16 protein-coding genes are annotated in these 14,519 nt (G+C 65.3%); 9 read left to right on the forward strand and 7 right to left on the reverse strand.

The genetic code is table 11. The annotated features are described in order from the left end of the window. Positions 1-32 precede the first annotated feature (32 nt). Positions 33-1,583, reverse strand: a complete 1,551-nt coding sequence (murJ, locus tag FHX60_RS01435) for a murein biosynthesis integral membrane protein MurJ (RefSeq protein ID WP_183282362.1) — start codon at positions 1,581-1,583, stop codon at positions 33-35. Between the two features lie 320 nt (positions 1,584-1,903). Here murJ and rpsT point away from each other — a divergent pair, with 320 nt between their 5' ends. Further along, complete coding sequence (rpsT, locus tag FHX60_RS01440; protein ID WP_006579059.1) at positions 1,904-2,170, forward strand: 30S ribosomal protein S20; 267 nt, start codon at positions 1,904-1,906, stop codon at positions 2,168-2,170. 108 nt (positions 2,171-2,278) lie between these two features. On the opposite strand, the gene FHX60_RS01445 is transcribed toward rpsT, so the two are convergent. After that, on the reverse strand, positions 2,279-2,578 hold the full coding sequence (locus FHX60_RS01445) for a DUF3579 domain-containing protein (protein WP_012353767.1): 300 nt from the start codon (positions 2,576-2,578) through the stop codon (positions 2,279-2,281). Positions 2,579-3,020: 442 nt separating this feature from the next. Here FHX60_RS01445 and argF point away from each other — a divergent pair, with 442 nt between their 5' ends. Both argF and ppnP read left to right on the forward strand, forming a co-directional pair. Next, complete coding sequence (argF, locus tag FHX60_RS01450) at positions 3,021-3,944, forward strand: ornithine carbamoyltransferase (RefSeq protein ID WP_112774321.1); 924 nt, start codon at positions 3,021-3,023, stop codon at positions 3,942-3,944. Positions 3,945-4,023: 79 nt separating this feature from the next. Beyond that, complete coding sequence (gene ppnP, locus FHX60_RS01455) at positions 4,024-4,335, forward strand: pyrimidine/purine nucleoside phosphorylase (protein WP_183282363.1); 312 nt, start codon at positions 4,024-4,026, stop codon at positions 4,333-4,335. Between the two features lie 36 nt (positions 4,336-4,371). Here ppnP and murB read toward each other — a convergent pair whose 3' ends face one another. After that, on the reverse strand, positions 4,372-5,391 hold the full coding sequence (murB, locus tag FHX60_RS01460) for a UDP-N-acetylmuramate dehydrogenase (RefSeq protein WP_183282364.1): 1,020 nt from the start codon (positions 5,389-5,391) through the stop codon (positions 4,372-4,374). Between the two features lie 123 nt (positions 5,392-5,514). On the opposite strand from murB, the gene FHX60_RS01465 reads away from it, so the two are divergent. Beyond that, positions 5,515-6,000: a YajQ family cyclic di-GMP-binding protein gene (locus FHX60_RS01465; protein WP_183282365.1), complete on the forward strand. Its 486-nt coding sequence runs from the start codon at positions 5,515-5,517 to the stop codon at positions 5,998-6,000. A 47-nt stretch (positions 6,001-6,047) separates the two neighbouring features. On the opposite strand, the gene FHX60_RS01470 is transcribed toward FHX60_RS01465, so the two are convergent. From FHX60_RS01470 to FHX60_RS01480, 3 genes are all read right to left on the reverse strand, one after another. After that, on the reverse strand, positions 6,048-6,500 hold the full coding sequence (locus FHX60_RS01470) for a DUF192 domain-containing protein (RefSeq protein ID WP_112774324.1): 453 nt from the start codon (positions 6,498-6,500) through the stop codon (positions 6,048-6,050). 170 nt (positions 6,501-6,670) lie between these two features. After that, the gene (locus FHX60_RS01475) at positions 6,671-6,871 is read right to left on the reverse strand and encodes a hypothetical protein (protein ID WP_092306538.1); all 201 of its coding nucleotides are present in this window, start codon (positions 6,869-6,871) and stop codon (positions 6,671-6,673) included. Positions 6,872-6,978: 107 nt separating this feature from the next. Beyond that, complete coding sequence (locus tag FHX60_RS01480) at positions 6,979-7,641, reverse strand: pseudouridine synthase (RefSeq protein ID WP_183282366.1); 663 nt, start codon at positions 7,639-7,641, stop codon at positions 6,979-6,981. A 278-nt stretch (positions 7,642-7,919) separates the two neighbouring features. Here FHX60_RS01480 and icd point away from each other — a divergent pair, with 278 nt between their 5' ends. Then, positions 7,920-9,170, forward strand: a complete 1,251-nt coding sequence (gene icd, locus FHX60_RS01485) for an NADP-dependent isocitrate dehydrogenase (RefSeq protein ID WP_112774326.1) — start codon at positions 7,920-7,922, stop codon at positions 9,168-9,170. Positions 9,171-9,312: 142 nt separating this feature from the next. Continuing rightward, positions 9,313-9,774: a VOC family protein gene (locus FHX60_RS01490; protein ID WP_183282367.1), complete on the forward strand. Its 462-nt coding sequence runs from the start codon at positions 9,313-9,315 to the stop codon at positions 9,772-9,774. 232 nt (positions 9,775-10,006) lie between these two features. Here FHX60_RS01490 and FHX60_RS01495 read toward each other — a convergent pair whose 3' ends face one another. Continuing rightward, on the reverse strand, positions 10,007-10,213 hold the full coding sequence (locus tag FHX60_RS01495; protein ID WP_012353757.1) for a cold-shock protein: 207 nt from the start codon (positions 10,211-10,213) through the stop codon (positions 10,007-10,009). A 510-nt stretch (positions 10,214-10,723) separates the two neighbouring features. On the opposite strand from FHX60_RS01495, the gene clpS reads away from it, so the two are divergent. The 3 genes from clpS to FHX60_RS01510 all read left to right on the forward strand — a co-directional run bounded on the left by clpS (position 10,724) and on the right by FHX60_RS01510 (position 14,476). Beyond that, the gene (gene clpS, locus FHX60_RS01500) at positions 10,724-11,050 is read left to right on the forward strand and encodes an ATP-dependent Clp protease adapter ClpS (RefSeq protein WP_010814998.1); all 327 of its coding nucleotides are present in this window, start codon (positions 10,724-10,726) and stop codon (positions 11,048-11,050) included. Continuing rightward, positions 11,047-13,341, forward strand: a complete 2,295-nt coding sequence (gene clpA, locus FHX60_RS01505) for an ATP-dependent Clp protease ATP-binding subunit ClpA (RefSeq protein ID WP_018007976.1) — start codon at positions 11,047-11,049, stop codon at positions 13,339-13,341. Before clpS ends, clpA begins: the two co-directional genes overlap by 4 nt. Before the next feature lie 127 nt (positions 13,342-13,468). Continuing rightward, the gene (locus tag FHX60_RS01510; RefSeq protein WP_112774328.1) at positions 13,469-14,476 is read left to right on the forward strand and encodes a tripartite tricarboxylate transporter substrate binding protein; all 1,008 of its coding nucleotides are present in this window, start codon (positions 13,469-13,471) and stop codon (positions 14,474-14,476) included. The last annotated feature ends 43 nt before the right edge of the window (positions 14,477-14,519 follow it).

The raw sequence follows: 14,519 nt of genomic DNA on the forward strand, positions 1-14,519 counted from the left end.
GTCAGCCGGCAATGGCAGTTGCCGCTGACCCATCAGCCGGCCCGGCGCCTGAAGGCAGAGTAGCGCAGTCCCATGAGCCACAGTGTACCGAAGTAGACCACCGCTGCAAGTACCAGGCACGAAGCCAGCAGCGCGATGCGCAGCAGCGGCGTCGCGCCCAGGCCGATCCAGTCGAAGTTGCGCGCGAACCAGAGCAGCATGCCTGACAGCAGCAGCACCGAAGCGCTCAGCTGCGCCAGGAACAGCCACCAGCCCGGCGCCGGGCGGTACAGCCCGCGCCGGCGCAGGCCGAAGAACAGCAGCAGCGCGTTGAGCGTGGCGCCCGCGCTGATCGACAGCGCCAGACCGGCATGGCCGATCCAGGGCACGAATGCCACGTTGCACATCTGCGTGATCACCAGCACCAGCAGCGCGATCTTGACCGGCGTGCGGATATCCTGCCGCGCGTAGAAGCCCGGCGCGAGGATCTTGATCGAAATCAGCCCCATCAGGCCCACGCCATACGAGACCAGCGCCTGGCGCGTCATCTCGACCGCATGGGCGTCGAACTTGCCATAGTTGAACAGCACCGCGGTCAGCGGCGCGCCGAACACGAACAGGCCGACCGCGCACGGCACGGCCAGCAGGAAGGTCAGGCGCAGGCCCCAGTCGAGCAGGCTGGAGTACTCGGCATGGTCGCCAGCCGCGTTGGCCCGGGACAGGCTCGGCAGCAGGATCGTCCCCAGCGCCACGCCCAGCAGCGCGGTGGGAAATTCCATCAGCCGGTCGGCATAAGTCAGGTATGAAACGCTCCCCGCCGCCAGCCGCGAAGCAATATTGGTATTGATGATCTGGCTCACCTGCGCCACCGATACCGCCAGCAGCGCCGGCCCCATCTGGCGCAGGATGCGGCGCACGCCCGGGTCCGACCACGCCGCGCGCAGGTTGAAGCGGATGCGCGGCATCACGCCCAGGCGCCGCAGCGCCGGCACCTGGATCGCCAACTGCAGCACGCCGCCCACCAGCACGCCCCACGCCTGCGCGTAGATCGGCTGCTCCATGTGCGGGCCGACGAACAGCGCCGCCACGATCAGGCACAGGTTGAGCAGCACCGGCGTAAAGGCCGGCACCGCGAACTTGCGCCAGGTATTGAGGATGCCCGACGCCAGCGCCACCAGCGAGATCAGCCCGATATACGGGAACATCACCCGCGTCATGAACACGGCCGCGGTATAGGTATCGGCCTGCCCGCGGAAACCCGTGGCGACCACCGTCATCACCAGCGGCGCGCCGATCACGCCCAGCAGCGACACGGCCACCAGCACCCAGGTCATCACGGTGGCGACGGCATCGATCAAGGCCCGGGTCGGGGCGTCGCCGCGCTTGGTGTGGTATTCGCCCAGGATCGGCACGAAGGCCTGCGAAAACGCGCCTTCGCCAAAGATGCGGCGCAGCAGGTTGGGAATGCGGAAGGCCACGTTGAACGCGTCGGTCATGTCCGACGCGCCGAAGGCGCGGGCGATCAGGATCTCGCGCACCAGGCCGGTGACGCGCGAGAGCATCGTCAGGCTGCTGATGGTGGCGAGCGCTTTGAGCAGGTTCAAGGTGCGGACGGGTGCGGGACGGGTGGAGCGGTGCCCGGCGGCACCGCGAGCTCCTTGAGACGCGGTCCGGGCAGTAAAGTTGCCGGCGCGCCACGTGGCCCGGCACAATGTGGCGCTTATTATACGGATCGCCCGGCGCTCGTCCCCTGCGCCGGCAAAGTCCCTGCAGGCTTGTCATGTGCGTCGGCATCTGTGTATAATTGCCGATTCACAAGGACAGTTGCGTTCCGGATTCGTGTGTCAGTGCATCCCGGGTCGCTCGATATGACTTAATTGTTGTGTCCCCCGCGGCACGCATCTGAATTCAGGATATTTTTTACATGGCAAATTCCGCACAAGCCCGCAAGCGCGCCCGCCAGGCCGTTGCCCAGAACGCTCACAACTCCAGCCTGCGTTCGCGTCTGCGCACCGCCGTCAAGGCCGTCCGCAAGGCCATCGACGCTGGCGACAAGGCCGCTGCCGCCGAGATCTTCAAGAACTCGCAAGCCGTGATCGACAGCATCGCCGACAAGAAGATCGTGCACAAGAACAAGGCTGCACGTCACAAGTCGCGCCTGTCGGCCGCCATCAAGGCCATGGCTGCCTGATAGCTGCCCGGGCCGCTGAGGCGGCCCAGCACGGACGGATGCCCCGGCATCCGCCAATAAAAAAGCTCGTCATCCGACGAGCTTTTTTGCTTTCCGGCGCCGCCGGGCTTATTCGAGCGAGCAGGCTTCGACCAGCTGCAGGTTGTTGTCGCGGGCGAAGTTCAGCACGAAGTCCAGCGCCTTGGGCTCGATGTCGCGCAGGCGCACGTCCACCACCACGCATTTGACGTTGCCGGCAAAGATCGGCCGCACGTACGGAGAGTAGGTCAGGCGCGGGTCGCCGCTGTCTCCTTCGGGGCGGAACTGCGCCATCACGCCGCACAGTCGTTCGGCCCAGTCGCTCGGGCGGAAGGTCTTGCCTTCCTTGGTAATGCCTTGGATAAAGTATTCGCGAACGTTGGGGTTCATGAGGCTGGACACTGCGGGTGAGGCGGATGACTCGACGGTAAGCCCGCTGGACGGGGCGCCCGTTTGACGCGGCCGGGACGCGATTGGTTCGCGCTGGTTCCAGCCGGAAGGCGGGGCGTCGGTGTCCTGCAGGGGCACTTTTGATGCCGGCGGCGGGCACTGGCATGGGTATGCCGGGCCCCGCGTGAATCAGCCAGTATTATATCTTATATAAGAGTTGCGCATAAGGGCGAAATCCTGTCAGGAAGCTGTCAGCGCAACGGCGCGGCAGGCCGCGGCCGGGTTGATCCGGGCTCGCCAAAGCAGAAATAATCCCTTATGATCCTTGCAGTTAAATTGCGTATGCGACGCGAAAGGCGGCTCCGCGACGCGCTTCGATCCTGAACAGTTTGCAAGAACAGTTCGTGACGGCGTGTCCCCACCGAGCCGCCTTCTTTGTTTTATGAGCTCAACCCCGATCAAGCATTACCTCCAGTTCAGCGACTTCACTCCCGACGAGTACGAGTACCTGCTGGACCGCGCGCGGATCCTGAAGGCCAAGTTCAAGAACTACGAGACCTGGCATCCGCTGCATGACCGCACGCTGGCCATGATCTTCGAGAAGAATTCCACGCGTACGCGCCTGTCGTTCGAAGCCGGCATCCACCAGCTCGGCGGCCACGCGGTCTTCCTGAACACGCGCGACTCGCAGCTGGGCCGCGGCGAGCCGATCGAGGATGCGGCGCAGGTGATTTCGCGCATGGTCGACATCATCATGATCCGCACCTTCGGCCAGGACATCATCGATCGCTTCGCCGCGCATTCGCGCGTGCCGGTGATCAACGGCCTGACCAACGAATACCACCCGTGCCAGGTGCTGGCCGACGTCTTCACCTATATCGAGCAGCGCGGCAGTATCCGCGGCAAGACGGTGGCGTGGATCGGCGACGCCAACAACATGGCGTACACCTGGATCCAGGCCGCCGAGCGCCTCGGTTTCACCTTCCACTTCTCGGCACCGCCGGGCTACCAGCTGGACCCGGCCATGGTGCCGGCTTCCGCCTCCGCTCTGGTCAAGGTCTTCGACGACCCGCTCGCGGCCTGCCAGGGCGCCAGCCTGGTCACCACCGACGTGTGGACCAGCATGGGATTCGAGGCCGAGAACGACGTCCGCAAGCGCGCCTTCAAGGACTGGATGGTCACCACCGCGATGATGGACCGCGCCGCGCCCGACGCGCTTTTCATGCATTGCCTGCCGGCGCACCGCGGCGAGGAAGTCGAGGCCGCCGTGATCGACGGCCCCAAGAGCGTGGTCTGGGACGAGGCGGAAAACCGCCTGCACGTGCAGAAGGCGCTGATGGAATACCTGCTCTGCGGCCGCTACTGAGCGCGCCCGGGGTGAACAGGAGAGGGGCCGTTGCGGCCCCTCTTTTTACGTCTTTCGCAAGACACCCAAGGAGATGGAAGTGAGCCAGTTCGACAACGTATCGGTCGTCAAGAAAGCCAACCTGTATTTCGACGGCAAGTGCGTGAGCCACACCGTGCTGTTCCCGGACGGCACCCGCAAGACGCTGGGCGTGATTTTCCCGGCATCGCTCACCTTCAACACCGGCGCGCCCGAAATCATGGAAATCAACGCCGGCAGCTGCCGCGTGCGGCTGGCCGGGTCGGAAGACTGGCAGACCTACGGCGCCGGCCAGCAGTTCAGCGTGCCGGGCAACAGCAGCTTCGACATCGAGGTGCTGGAGACGCTGGACTACGTCTGCCACTTCGAGTGACAGTCGCGGCGGGCCAGCGCGGCTGGCCCGTCAGCTTTACAGCACCACCGGCTCGGGCTCGATGCGCACGCCGTAGCGGGCCTGCACGGTATCGGCAATGCGGTTGGCCAGTGCCAGCAGCATCGCGCCGGTGCCGCCGCCGTGGTGCACCAGCACCAGGGCCTGCTTGCCATAGACGCCCACCGGGCCGTCGCTCAGGCCCTTGAAGCCGCAGCGGTCGATCAGCCAGCCGGCCGCCAGCTTGTACGAGCCGTCGGGCTGCACATAGCTGACCAGGTCCGGATGCGCCTGCAGCAAGGCGTCGCGCTGCGCGGCGCTGACCAGCGGATTCTTGAAGAAACTGCCGGCATTGCCCAGCTGCGCCGGGTCGGGCAGCTTGCGCGAGCGGATCGCGACCACGGCGTCGCGGATGGCGGCCGCGTCCGGCGCGGCCTGGCCGTCCAGTTCGCGCGCCAGTTCGCCGTACGACAGCACCGGCTGCCATCCCTTCGGCAGGCGCAGCGTGACCGCGGTAATGATGTAGCGCCCGGCGCCGGCGCGCTTGAACAGGCTGTCGCGGTAGCCGAACTCGCATGCTTGCAGGTCCAGCCAGACGAAGGTGCCGGTGTGCCGGTCATAGGCCCGCACGCCGGCGAAGCGCTCGCGCAGTTCCACCCCGTAGGCGCCGATGTTCTGGATCGGCGCGGCGCCGGCGGTGCCTGGGATCAGCGCCAGGTTTTCCAGCCCCGCCATGCCGTCGGCGATGGTGCGGTTGACCAGCGCATTCCAGTTTTCGCCCGCGCCCGTGGTGACCAGCCAGGCATCGCCGCCTTCGCTGGTGGCTTCGACCTGGTAGCCGGGGATCTCCATCAGCAGCACCAGCGCGTCGAGATCGCCGGTCAGCACGACATTGCTGCCGCCACCCAGCACCACCAGGGGCAGGCCTTCGGCGCGCGGGTCGGCAAGGGCCGTGACCAGGTCGGTCTCGCTGCGCACCTGCACCGCAAAGCGTGCGTGCGCATCGAATCCGAATGTATTGTGGCGACGCAGGGGATAGAATTCGTGGAAATCTGCCATGCAAGGGAAAGGTGATGCGGCCGCCGCTGATGTGCGCGACCCGGAACTGCGAGGTAGGCTGGATTATACGGAAGGCGCCGTGCGCGGCCGGCTTCCGGGCATACGGATCACAAGGAGAATGCAATGCCGTCGTTTGACGTAGTGTGCGAAGCGAACATGGTCGAGGTGAAGAACGCCGTCGAGCAGGCCAACAAGGAAATCTCTACGCGCTTCGATTTCAAGGGCTCCGACGCCCGGGTCGAGCACAAGGAAAACGAACTGACCGCCTTTGCCGACGATGATTTCAAGCTGGACCAGGTCAAGGACGTGCTGATCAGCAAGATGGCCAAGCGCAACGTCGATGTGCGCTTCCTGGATTACGGCAAGACCGAGAAAATCAGCGGCGACAAGGTCAAGCAGGTGATCACCATCAAGAAGGGCGTGACCGGCGACCTGTCCAAGAAGATCGTGCGCATGATCAAGGACAGCAAGCTCAAGGTGCAGGCCAGCATCCAGGGCGACACGGTGCGCGTGTCGGGCGCCAAGCGCGACGACCTGCAGAACGTGATCGCCATGCTGCGCAAGGATGTGTCCGAGGCACCGCTGGACTTCAACAACTTCCGCGACTGAGCGGCACCCGCGCCGGCTCCCTTGCCGGCGCCGCGCGCGGCCGCCCATCAGCGCGGCTGCGGCAATCCTCCGATCTTCGCGCCGGCCTTGATGCCCTTCTGCGCGAACCACCCCCGGTTCATTTCCAGCGCATAGCGGACGGCCGCCTTCGGGCAGTGGTTGTTTTCGGTACGCGGCGCCATGTCTTCGATGTTGACGATGGTGCCGTCGTCGGCGAGAAACGCTATCGACAGCGGCAGCTCGGTATTGCGCATCCAGAAGCAGTGGCCCGCCTTCTGCTCGAACACGAACAGCATGCCCGCATTGGGCGCCATCGATTTCCGGTACATCAGGCCTTGCTCGCGCGCAGCGGGCGTGGCCGCGACTTCGGCCTGGATCGCATACATGCCCGCGGTCAGTGGCGCCACCGGCAGCGCGCCTTGCGCGCTGGCAACGCCGGCCGCCAATGCGGCGATCACGAAGCAGCAGCGTGAGATCAGGGTCTTCGACAACAGGGGCATGATGGTCAGTCCGGGAAGGCTCGGCGTCGGGCAGCCGCAAGCATAACGCACGTTGCACCAGCGGCTGAGCATGGTGCAACCGGCACGAAAACAAAAAAGGCAGGCGCCCTGGTGGCGGCCTGCCTTGCTTTCTGCTGCGGGCGCACGGCCCGGCAGTGGCGCCAGACCTGTTACGCGGCCGGGGCCGCGGCAGCAGCGGTTTCCTTCTTCTTGCTGTGCTTCTTGTGGGTGGCCTTCTTCTTTGCGGTCTTCTTCGGGGCTTCCTTGGTGGCCGCGGCCGCGGGCGTGGCCGGATCGGCCGGCACAGCGGCCTGGGCGAAGGCGCCGGTGGCGAACAGGCCGACAACCAGTGCAGCGATCAGTTTTTTCATGGCGTATTACCTCGAAGGATAAAAGCAATCGGGAAAGTGGTGACGCGTGGTTGGACGTGTCCCCGACAAGAACGAGGCCGCTGTCGGCAGCGTTGACGGTCGATTTGTTAGCTTTTGTAACGTAAGCGCCGCTTGGCGTCGTTCGCCTGTCTGGTCTTGGAGACATGCGTGCGCGGCGCCGGGACAGGGCGCGCCGCAGGCGATGTCAGCGCGAGGCCCGACTCGGCGAGCGGCACCTCGCAGCATTGGCCGGGGGCAAGGCCGAGCGCGCGCAGGTCGAGCGCGCCGATTGCCACCCGGACCAGCCGCAGCGTCGGAAACCCCACCGCCGCCGTCATGCGCCGCACCTGCCGGTTCTTGCCTTCCCGGATCTTCAGCTCCAGCCACGCCGTCGGGATGGCGGCGCGAAAGCGCACCGGCGGGTGGCGCGGCCACAGCCAGTCGGGGGTTTCGATCGCGCGTACCGTCGCCGGCCGGGTCACGAAATCCCCAAGATCGACACCTGCGCGCAAGCGGGCGAGGGCGTCCGCGTCGGGAATGCCTTCGACCTGCGCCAGATAGGTCTTTTCGAGCTTGTGGCGCGGGTCGGCGATGCGCGCCTGCAGCGCGCCATCGTCAGTCAGAAGCAGCAGGCCCTCGCTGTCGGCATCGAGCCGGCCGGCCGGATAGACGCCGGGCACCGACACGCACGACGCCAGCGTCGGCCGCGTCGGGTGTTCCGAGAACTGGCTCATGGTGCCAAACGGCTTGTTCAGGGCAATCAGGGTCATGGGGCGCAAGTATGCCGCAGCGGCGCGTGTGCAGGTCGGTCAGGCCGGCCGGCTCGGGGTCCGGCCCGATTGGCGGATGATGAAAAATTGCTGCATAATATAAAATTAGTCTTGTGTCTTATATAAGACTGAAGCCGACTAGGCATGGCGCCGGCATGATGCATGGCAGTATGGGCGCGGCATCCAGGCCCGCTACAATGCACAGCGCCATCTTCCCGAATCTCGCCGTCCGGCCACGAACCGGCGGCAGTCACAACCGTTCCGTAACTGGAGACGTCATGTACCAACACATCAAGGTTCCGGCAGGCGAAAAGATCACGGTCAACCAGGACTTTTCGCTCAATGTCCCGGACAACCCGATCATTCCTTATATCGAAGGCGACGGTACGGGCCTCGATATCACCCCGGTGATGATCAAGGTGGTCGACGCGGCCGTGGCCAAGGCCTACGGCGGCAAGCGCAAGATCGCCTGGATGGAGATCTACGCCGGCGAGAAGTCGACCAAGGTCTACGGCCCGGACGTGTGGCTGCCGGATGAAACCCTGGACGTGCTGAAGGAATACGTGGTGTCGATCAAGGGGCCGCTGACCACGCCGGTCGGCGGCGGCATCCGCTCGCTCAACGTGGCGCTGCGCCAGCAGCTGGACCTCTATGTCTGCCTGCGCCCGGTACGCTACTTCAAGGGCGTGCCCTCGCCGGTGCGCGAGCCGGAAAAGACCGATATGGTGATTTTCCGCGAGAACTCGGAAGACATCTACGCCGGCATCGAATGGGCGGCAGAAAGCGACCAGGCCAAGAAGCTGATCGCCTTCCTGCAGAACGAGATGGGCGTGAAGAAGATCCGCTTCCCGGCCACCTCGGGCATCGGCGTCAAGCCGGTGTCGCGCGAGGGCACCGAGCGGCTGGTGCGCAAGGCGATCCAGTATGCGATCGACAACGACAAGCCGTCGGTGACGCTGGTGCACAAGGGCAACATCATGAAGTTCACCGAAGGTGGCTTCCGCGACTGGGGCTACGAGCTGGCACAGAAGGAGTTCGGTGCCGAGCTGGTCGACGGCGGCCCGTGGTGCAAGTTCAAGAACCCGAAGACCGGCAAGGACATCGTGGTCAAGGATGCCATCGCCGACGCCTTCCTGCAGCAGATCCTGCTGCGTCCGGCCGAATACTCGGTGATCGCCACGCTGAACCTGAACGGCGACTACGTCTCTGACGCGCTGGCGGCGCAGGTCGGCGGCATCGGCATCGCGCCGGGCGCCAACATGTCGGACTCGGTGGCGATGTTCGAGGCCACCCACGGCACCGCGCCGAAGTACGCCGGCAAGGATTACGTCAATCCGGGCTCGGAAATCCTGTCGGCGGAAATGATGCTGCGCCACATGGGCTGGACCGAGGCCGCCGACCTGATCATCGCGTCGATGGAGAAGTCGATCCTGTCCAAAAAGGTCACCTACGATTTTGCGCGTCTGCTGGAAGGCGCGACGCAGGTATCGTGCTCGGGCTTCGGGCAGGTGATGATCGACAATATGTAAGCACAGACTCCCGCCAGGGCGGGCGAACTGCCGACAAGAACCCCGGTACCGGATACCCCGTACCGGGGTTTTTTCTTGCCGGCTGACGCGGCGTTGGCTAGAACTTCTGGACTGACGGGCATCCGGCCCGGGGGAGACTGGCATGGACGATCCCTTCCGCCGCACCGCGTTCGGCGCGGCACTGTTCTACAAGGATCCGCTGGCGGCGCTGGACTGGCTGGAGCGAGCGTTCGGCTTCGAGCGCGTCATGGTGATCCGCGACCAGCAAGGGCAGCTGGTGCATTCCGAAATGCGTTTCGGCGACAGCTACCTGATGGTGGGCAGCGAGTGGGCCGACTTTACCGCCAGCCCGGCGTCGATCGGGGGCAAGAATACCCAGACCGTGCACGTGCATCTGCCCGACGGGCTCGACCAGCATTGCGAGCGGGCCCGGGCCGCTGGGGCCGTGATCCTGCGCGAGCCGCAGGACGAGTTCTATGGTGACCGCACCTACACCGCCCGCGATGCCGAGGACCATGTCTGGACCTTCGGCCAGACTGTGCGCAAGGTCACCAAGCAGGAGGCCGAACAGGCCAGCGGCCTGAAGATCGACGGCTGGACCTGAACCGGCGCGAGCGGGCGCTGCAAGGAAGGCCGGCTCAAAAACCAGAAAGCCCGGCGCCAGGCCGGGCTTTCGATCGGGTGTGCGTGTCGCTGATGCGAGCCGGTGCCCGCCGCGCCGCCCGTGGCGGCCAGCGGGGGCGCTGGCATCGGTCCCGTCCCGGGGGTTTGCATCCCCCACACCCTGGTTGACCGCTCCGGTGGCTCTGCGGCCGGGGATGCGGTCGCGGCGCGCTTTAGCTGGCGTCCTGGATATTGGTGGCCTGCTTGCCCTTCGGGCCCTGGACCACCTCGAACGAGACGCGCTGGCCTTCCTTCAGTGTCTTGAAGCCCGCCATCTGGATAGCCGAAAAGTGCGCAAACAGTTCTTCTTCGCCCTCGTCCGGCTTGATGAACCCGAATCCCTTGGCGTCATTGAACCATTTGACGATACCGCTTGCCATATACTCCCCCAACGAAATAGCAGATTTTCAAGCGGGGAAGCTTGCCAGCCAGACGGCACGGACTGCGGCGCCATGGCCGGCCGCGTGCTGAAATGCGGCCGGCGATGACGCGCGGCGAGGTGTGCTATCGCGAGGTGGCCAGTCTGATTGCTGACTCGCCGCCGCGGGCCGTGGGCCTCCCTGCTCACGGATCACCCGCCTTGGCTGTTGCTTTGGCTCGTGGCCTTCGGTGGGTGTGCGACCGATTTTTCTGGCAAAGCCGGAGACTGTCAAGCTGGCGGATTCCCCACTGCCAGAAGGGTGTGGCAGGAACAGGACGGCGCCTGATGTTACCGTTGCCATGAATCGGCGGCCGCGGCCCGGCTTTTCGGACGGTGCGGCGACGTGCCTTGCAAGGCCTTCGGCGGAACTATCCGCTTCCATTTACCCCGGAAAACCGGTGGCCGGACTCTTGAATCCACCGCCTTTTCCCCAAATTGCAGAGTTGCGAGTAAGGGTTAGAATAAAGCCATGGCTACACGGCTTGCGAATGTCCCACAACGCGAAGCGGGCACCATCCTGGAGCGCAAAGAGCAGGCGCTGAAACCGCCTGCCATGTTCAAGGTGGTGCTGCTGAACGACGACTACACTCCGATGGAGTTTGTCGTGATGATCCTGCAGCAGTATTTCAGCAGGGACCGGGAAACGGCGACGCAGATCATGCTGACCGTGCACCGGGAAGGTAAGGGCGTCTGTGGTATCTACACCAGGGATATCGCGGCGACTAAGGTCGAGCTGGTGTCAACGCACGCGCGGCAGGCGGGGCACCCCCTGCAGTGCGTGATGGAGGAAGCATGATTGCGCAAGAATTGGAAGTGAGCCTGCATATGGCTTTTGTCGAAGCCAGGCAGGCACGCCACGAGTTCATTACCGTGGAGCACCTGCTGCTGGCATTGCTCGACAATCCCACGGCAGCTGAAGTCTTGCGCGCCTGCGCGGCCAATATCGAGGACCTGCGCACCAGCCTTAAGAACTTCATCGCGGACAACACGCCGGTGGTACCGGGTACCGACGAGGTTGATACCCAGCCCACGCTGGGTTTCCAGCGCGTGATCCAGCGCGCCATCATGCACGTCCAGTCGACTTCCAATGGCAAGAAGGAAGTTACCGGCGCCAACGTGCTGGTCGCGATTTTCGGCGAGAAGGATTCGCACGCCGTCTATTACCTGCAGCAGCAGGGCGTGACGCGCCTTGACGTGGTCAATTTCATCAGCCACGGCATCCGCAAGGACCAGTCCGAGCCGGCCAAGCATGGCGAGGCGGCTGGCGAGGGCGAGGGCGGCGACGGCAAGGAAAGCCCGCTCGAGCAATACACCCAGAACCTGAACGCGCTGGCCAAGGCCGGCAAGATCGATCCGCTGATCGGCCGCGAGAGCGAAGTCGAGCGCGTGGTCCAGGTGCTGTGCCGCCGGCGCAAGAACAACCCGCTGCTGGTGGGCGAGGCCGGCGTCGGCAAGACCGCGATTGCGGAAGGCCTGGCGTGGCGCATCACCAAGAACGAGGTGCCGGATATCCTGGAAAAGGCCACCGTCTACTCGCTCGACATGGGCGCGCTGCTGGCCGGCACCAAGTACCGCGGCGATTTCGAGCAGCGCCTAAAGGGCGTGCTCAAGTCGCTCAAGGACAATCCCAACGCGATCCTGTTCATCGACGAGATCCACACGCTGATCGGCGCGGGCGCCGCCTCGGGCGGGACGCTGGACGCCAGCAACCTGCTCAAGCCGGCGCTGTCGTCGGGCCAGCTCAAGTGCATCGGTGCGACCACCTTCACCGAATACCGCGGCATCTTCGAGAAGGACGCGGCGCTGTCGCGGCGCTTCCAGAAAATCGACGTGGTCGAGCCGTCGGTGGACCAGACCGTGCAGATCCTGCGCGGGCTGAAGTCGCGCTTCGAGGAGCACCATGGCGTCAAGTACGCGTCGTCGGCGCTGACCGCCGCGGCCGAGCTGTCGGCGCGCTTCATCACCGACCGCCACCTGCCGGACAAGGCCATCGACGTGATCGACGAGGCCGGCGCGGCGCAGCGCATCCTGCCGAAGTCCAAGCAGAAGAAGACCATCGGCAAGGGCGAGATCGAGGACATCGTCTCGCGCATCGCGCGCATCCCGCCGCAGAGCGTGAACCAGGACGACCGCAGCAAGCTGCAGACGCTGGAACGCGACCTGAAGTCGGTGGTGTTCGGCCAGGATCCGGCGATCGAGGCGCTGGCGTCGGCGATCAAGATGTCGCGCGCGGGCCTGGGCAAGACCGACAAGCCGATCGGCTCGTTCCTGTTCTCGGGCCCGACCGGCGTGGGCAAGACCGAGGTCGCCAAGCAGCTGGCCTTCATCATGGGTATCGAGCTGCTGCGCTTCGACATGTCCGAATACATGGAACGCCATGCGGTGAGCCGCCTGATCGGCGCGCCGCCGGGATACGTCGGCTTTGACCAGGGCGGCCTGCTGACCGAGGCCGTCACCAAGAAGCCGCACTGCGTGCTGCTGCTGGACGAAATCGAGAAGGCGCATCCGGATATCTTCAATATCCTGCTGCAGGTGATGGACCATGGTTCGCTGACCGACAACAACGGCCGGCGCGCCGACTTCCGCAACGTGATCATCATCATGACCACCAACGCGGGAGCGGAGACCATGAACCGCGCCACCATCGGCTTCACCAGCTCGCGCGAGCAGGGCGACGAAATGGCCGACATCAAGCGCATGTTCACGCCGGAGTTCCGCAACCGGCTGGATGCCACCATCAGCTTCCGCTCGCTCGATGAGGAAATCATCCTGCGCGTGGTCGACAAGTTCCTGATGCAGCTGGAAGAGCAACTGCACGAGAAGAAGGTGGAAGCCAGCTTCAGCGAGAAGCTGCGCAAGTTCCTGGCGCACAAGGGCTTCGATCCGCTGATGGGTGCGCGTCCGATGCAGCGCCTGATCCAGGACATGATCCGCAAGGCGCTGGCCGACGAGCTGCTGTTCGGCCGCCTGGTGTCCGGCGGCAAGGTGGTGGTGGATCTGGACGAACAGGACCAGATCAAGCTCGATTTCTCCGAGATCGAGCCCGAACCGCCCGAGGCGCCCGAGGAACAGCGCGCAGAAGCCTGAGCGATATTCGGCCGCGTTGCCAGCACCGGGGTCGATCATCGGGCAAAATAGCGGGGCGGCCACACTGGCCGCCCTGTTTTTTTTCCTGCCGCCCCACGCCTCCAGCGCCCCGAAACCGAACGACCCGATGTCATCCGCCGACCGCACGCGGCGCCGCCGCCTGCTGCTCAAGATCCTGCCGCTGGGCGCCTTGCCGGGCCCGATGCTCCATGCCGCCGCCGCCAGCGCCGCTGATAGCGCCGCCAGCAACCGTCCGATCGCACTGGTGCTGCCGTTCCCGCCGGGTGGCAGCGTCGACATCGTCGCCAGGCAGCTGCAGCCCGGGCTGAAGGCGGTGCTGGGGCAAACGGTGGTGGTGGACAACAAGCCGGGCGCGGGCGGGCTGATCGCGTCGAGCACCGTGGCGCGCGCCCGCCCCGACGGCAATACGCTGCTGATGGCGTTCGACACGCATGCGATCAATCCGTTTGCCTACAAGCAGCTGCCCTACGACACCTTCCGCGATTTCTCGCCGATCTCGCAGCTGGTGCGTTTCCCGCTGGTGATCGCCGCCAACCCGGCGCTGCCGGCGTCGAACGTGCGCGAACTGGTGGCGCTGGCCAGGGCGAGGCATGACGGCGTGCGCTATGCATCGTCGGGCATCGGCAGCCTGAACCAGCTTGCGGCCGAGGCGCTCGCGACCGAGGCAGGCGTGCATATGCTGCACGTGCCCTACAAGGGCGGCGGCCCGGCGGTGCAGGCGGTGCTGTCCAATGAGGTCGACATCTTCTTCAGCAGCTACGCGGCGGTGCAGGCGCACGTGGCCGCGCGCACGATCAAGGTGCTGGGCGTGACCGGCACCAGCCGGCTGCGCCAGTTGCCGCAGGTGCCCACGGTGGCCGAGCAGGGCCTCAAGGGCTTCGAGGCGTATTCGTGGATCGGCGTGTTCGGTCCGGCCGACCTGCCGGCGGCGACGGTGACGCGCCTCCACGGCGCGCTGGTCGAGTCGCTGCGCCAGCCGCGCGTGGTCGATGCGCTCGGCGCGCAAGGCTTCGAAATCGTCGGCGGCAGCCCGGCCGAGCTGGGCCAGCTGGTACGCCGCGAGCATGACAAGTGGCAGGCGGTGGCGCGCAAGGCCAATATCCAGTTCGAATAAACCAGTCCGGCGCCGCCGTGCGCCATGCGTCCGGGGGGATGCC

It is taken from the genome of Cupriavidus alkaliphilus, from assembly GCF_014191175.1.
Lineage (GTDB): Bacteria > Pseudomonadota > Gammaproteobacteria > Burkholderiales > Burkholderiaceae > Cupriavidus > Cupriavidus alkaliphilus.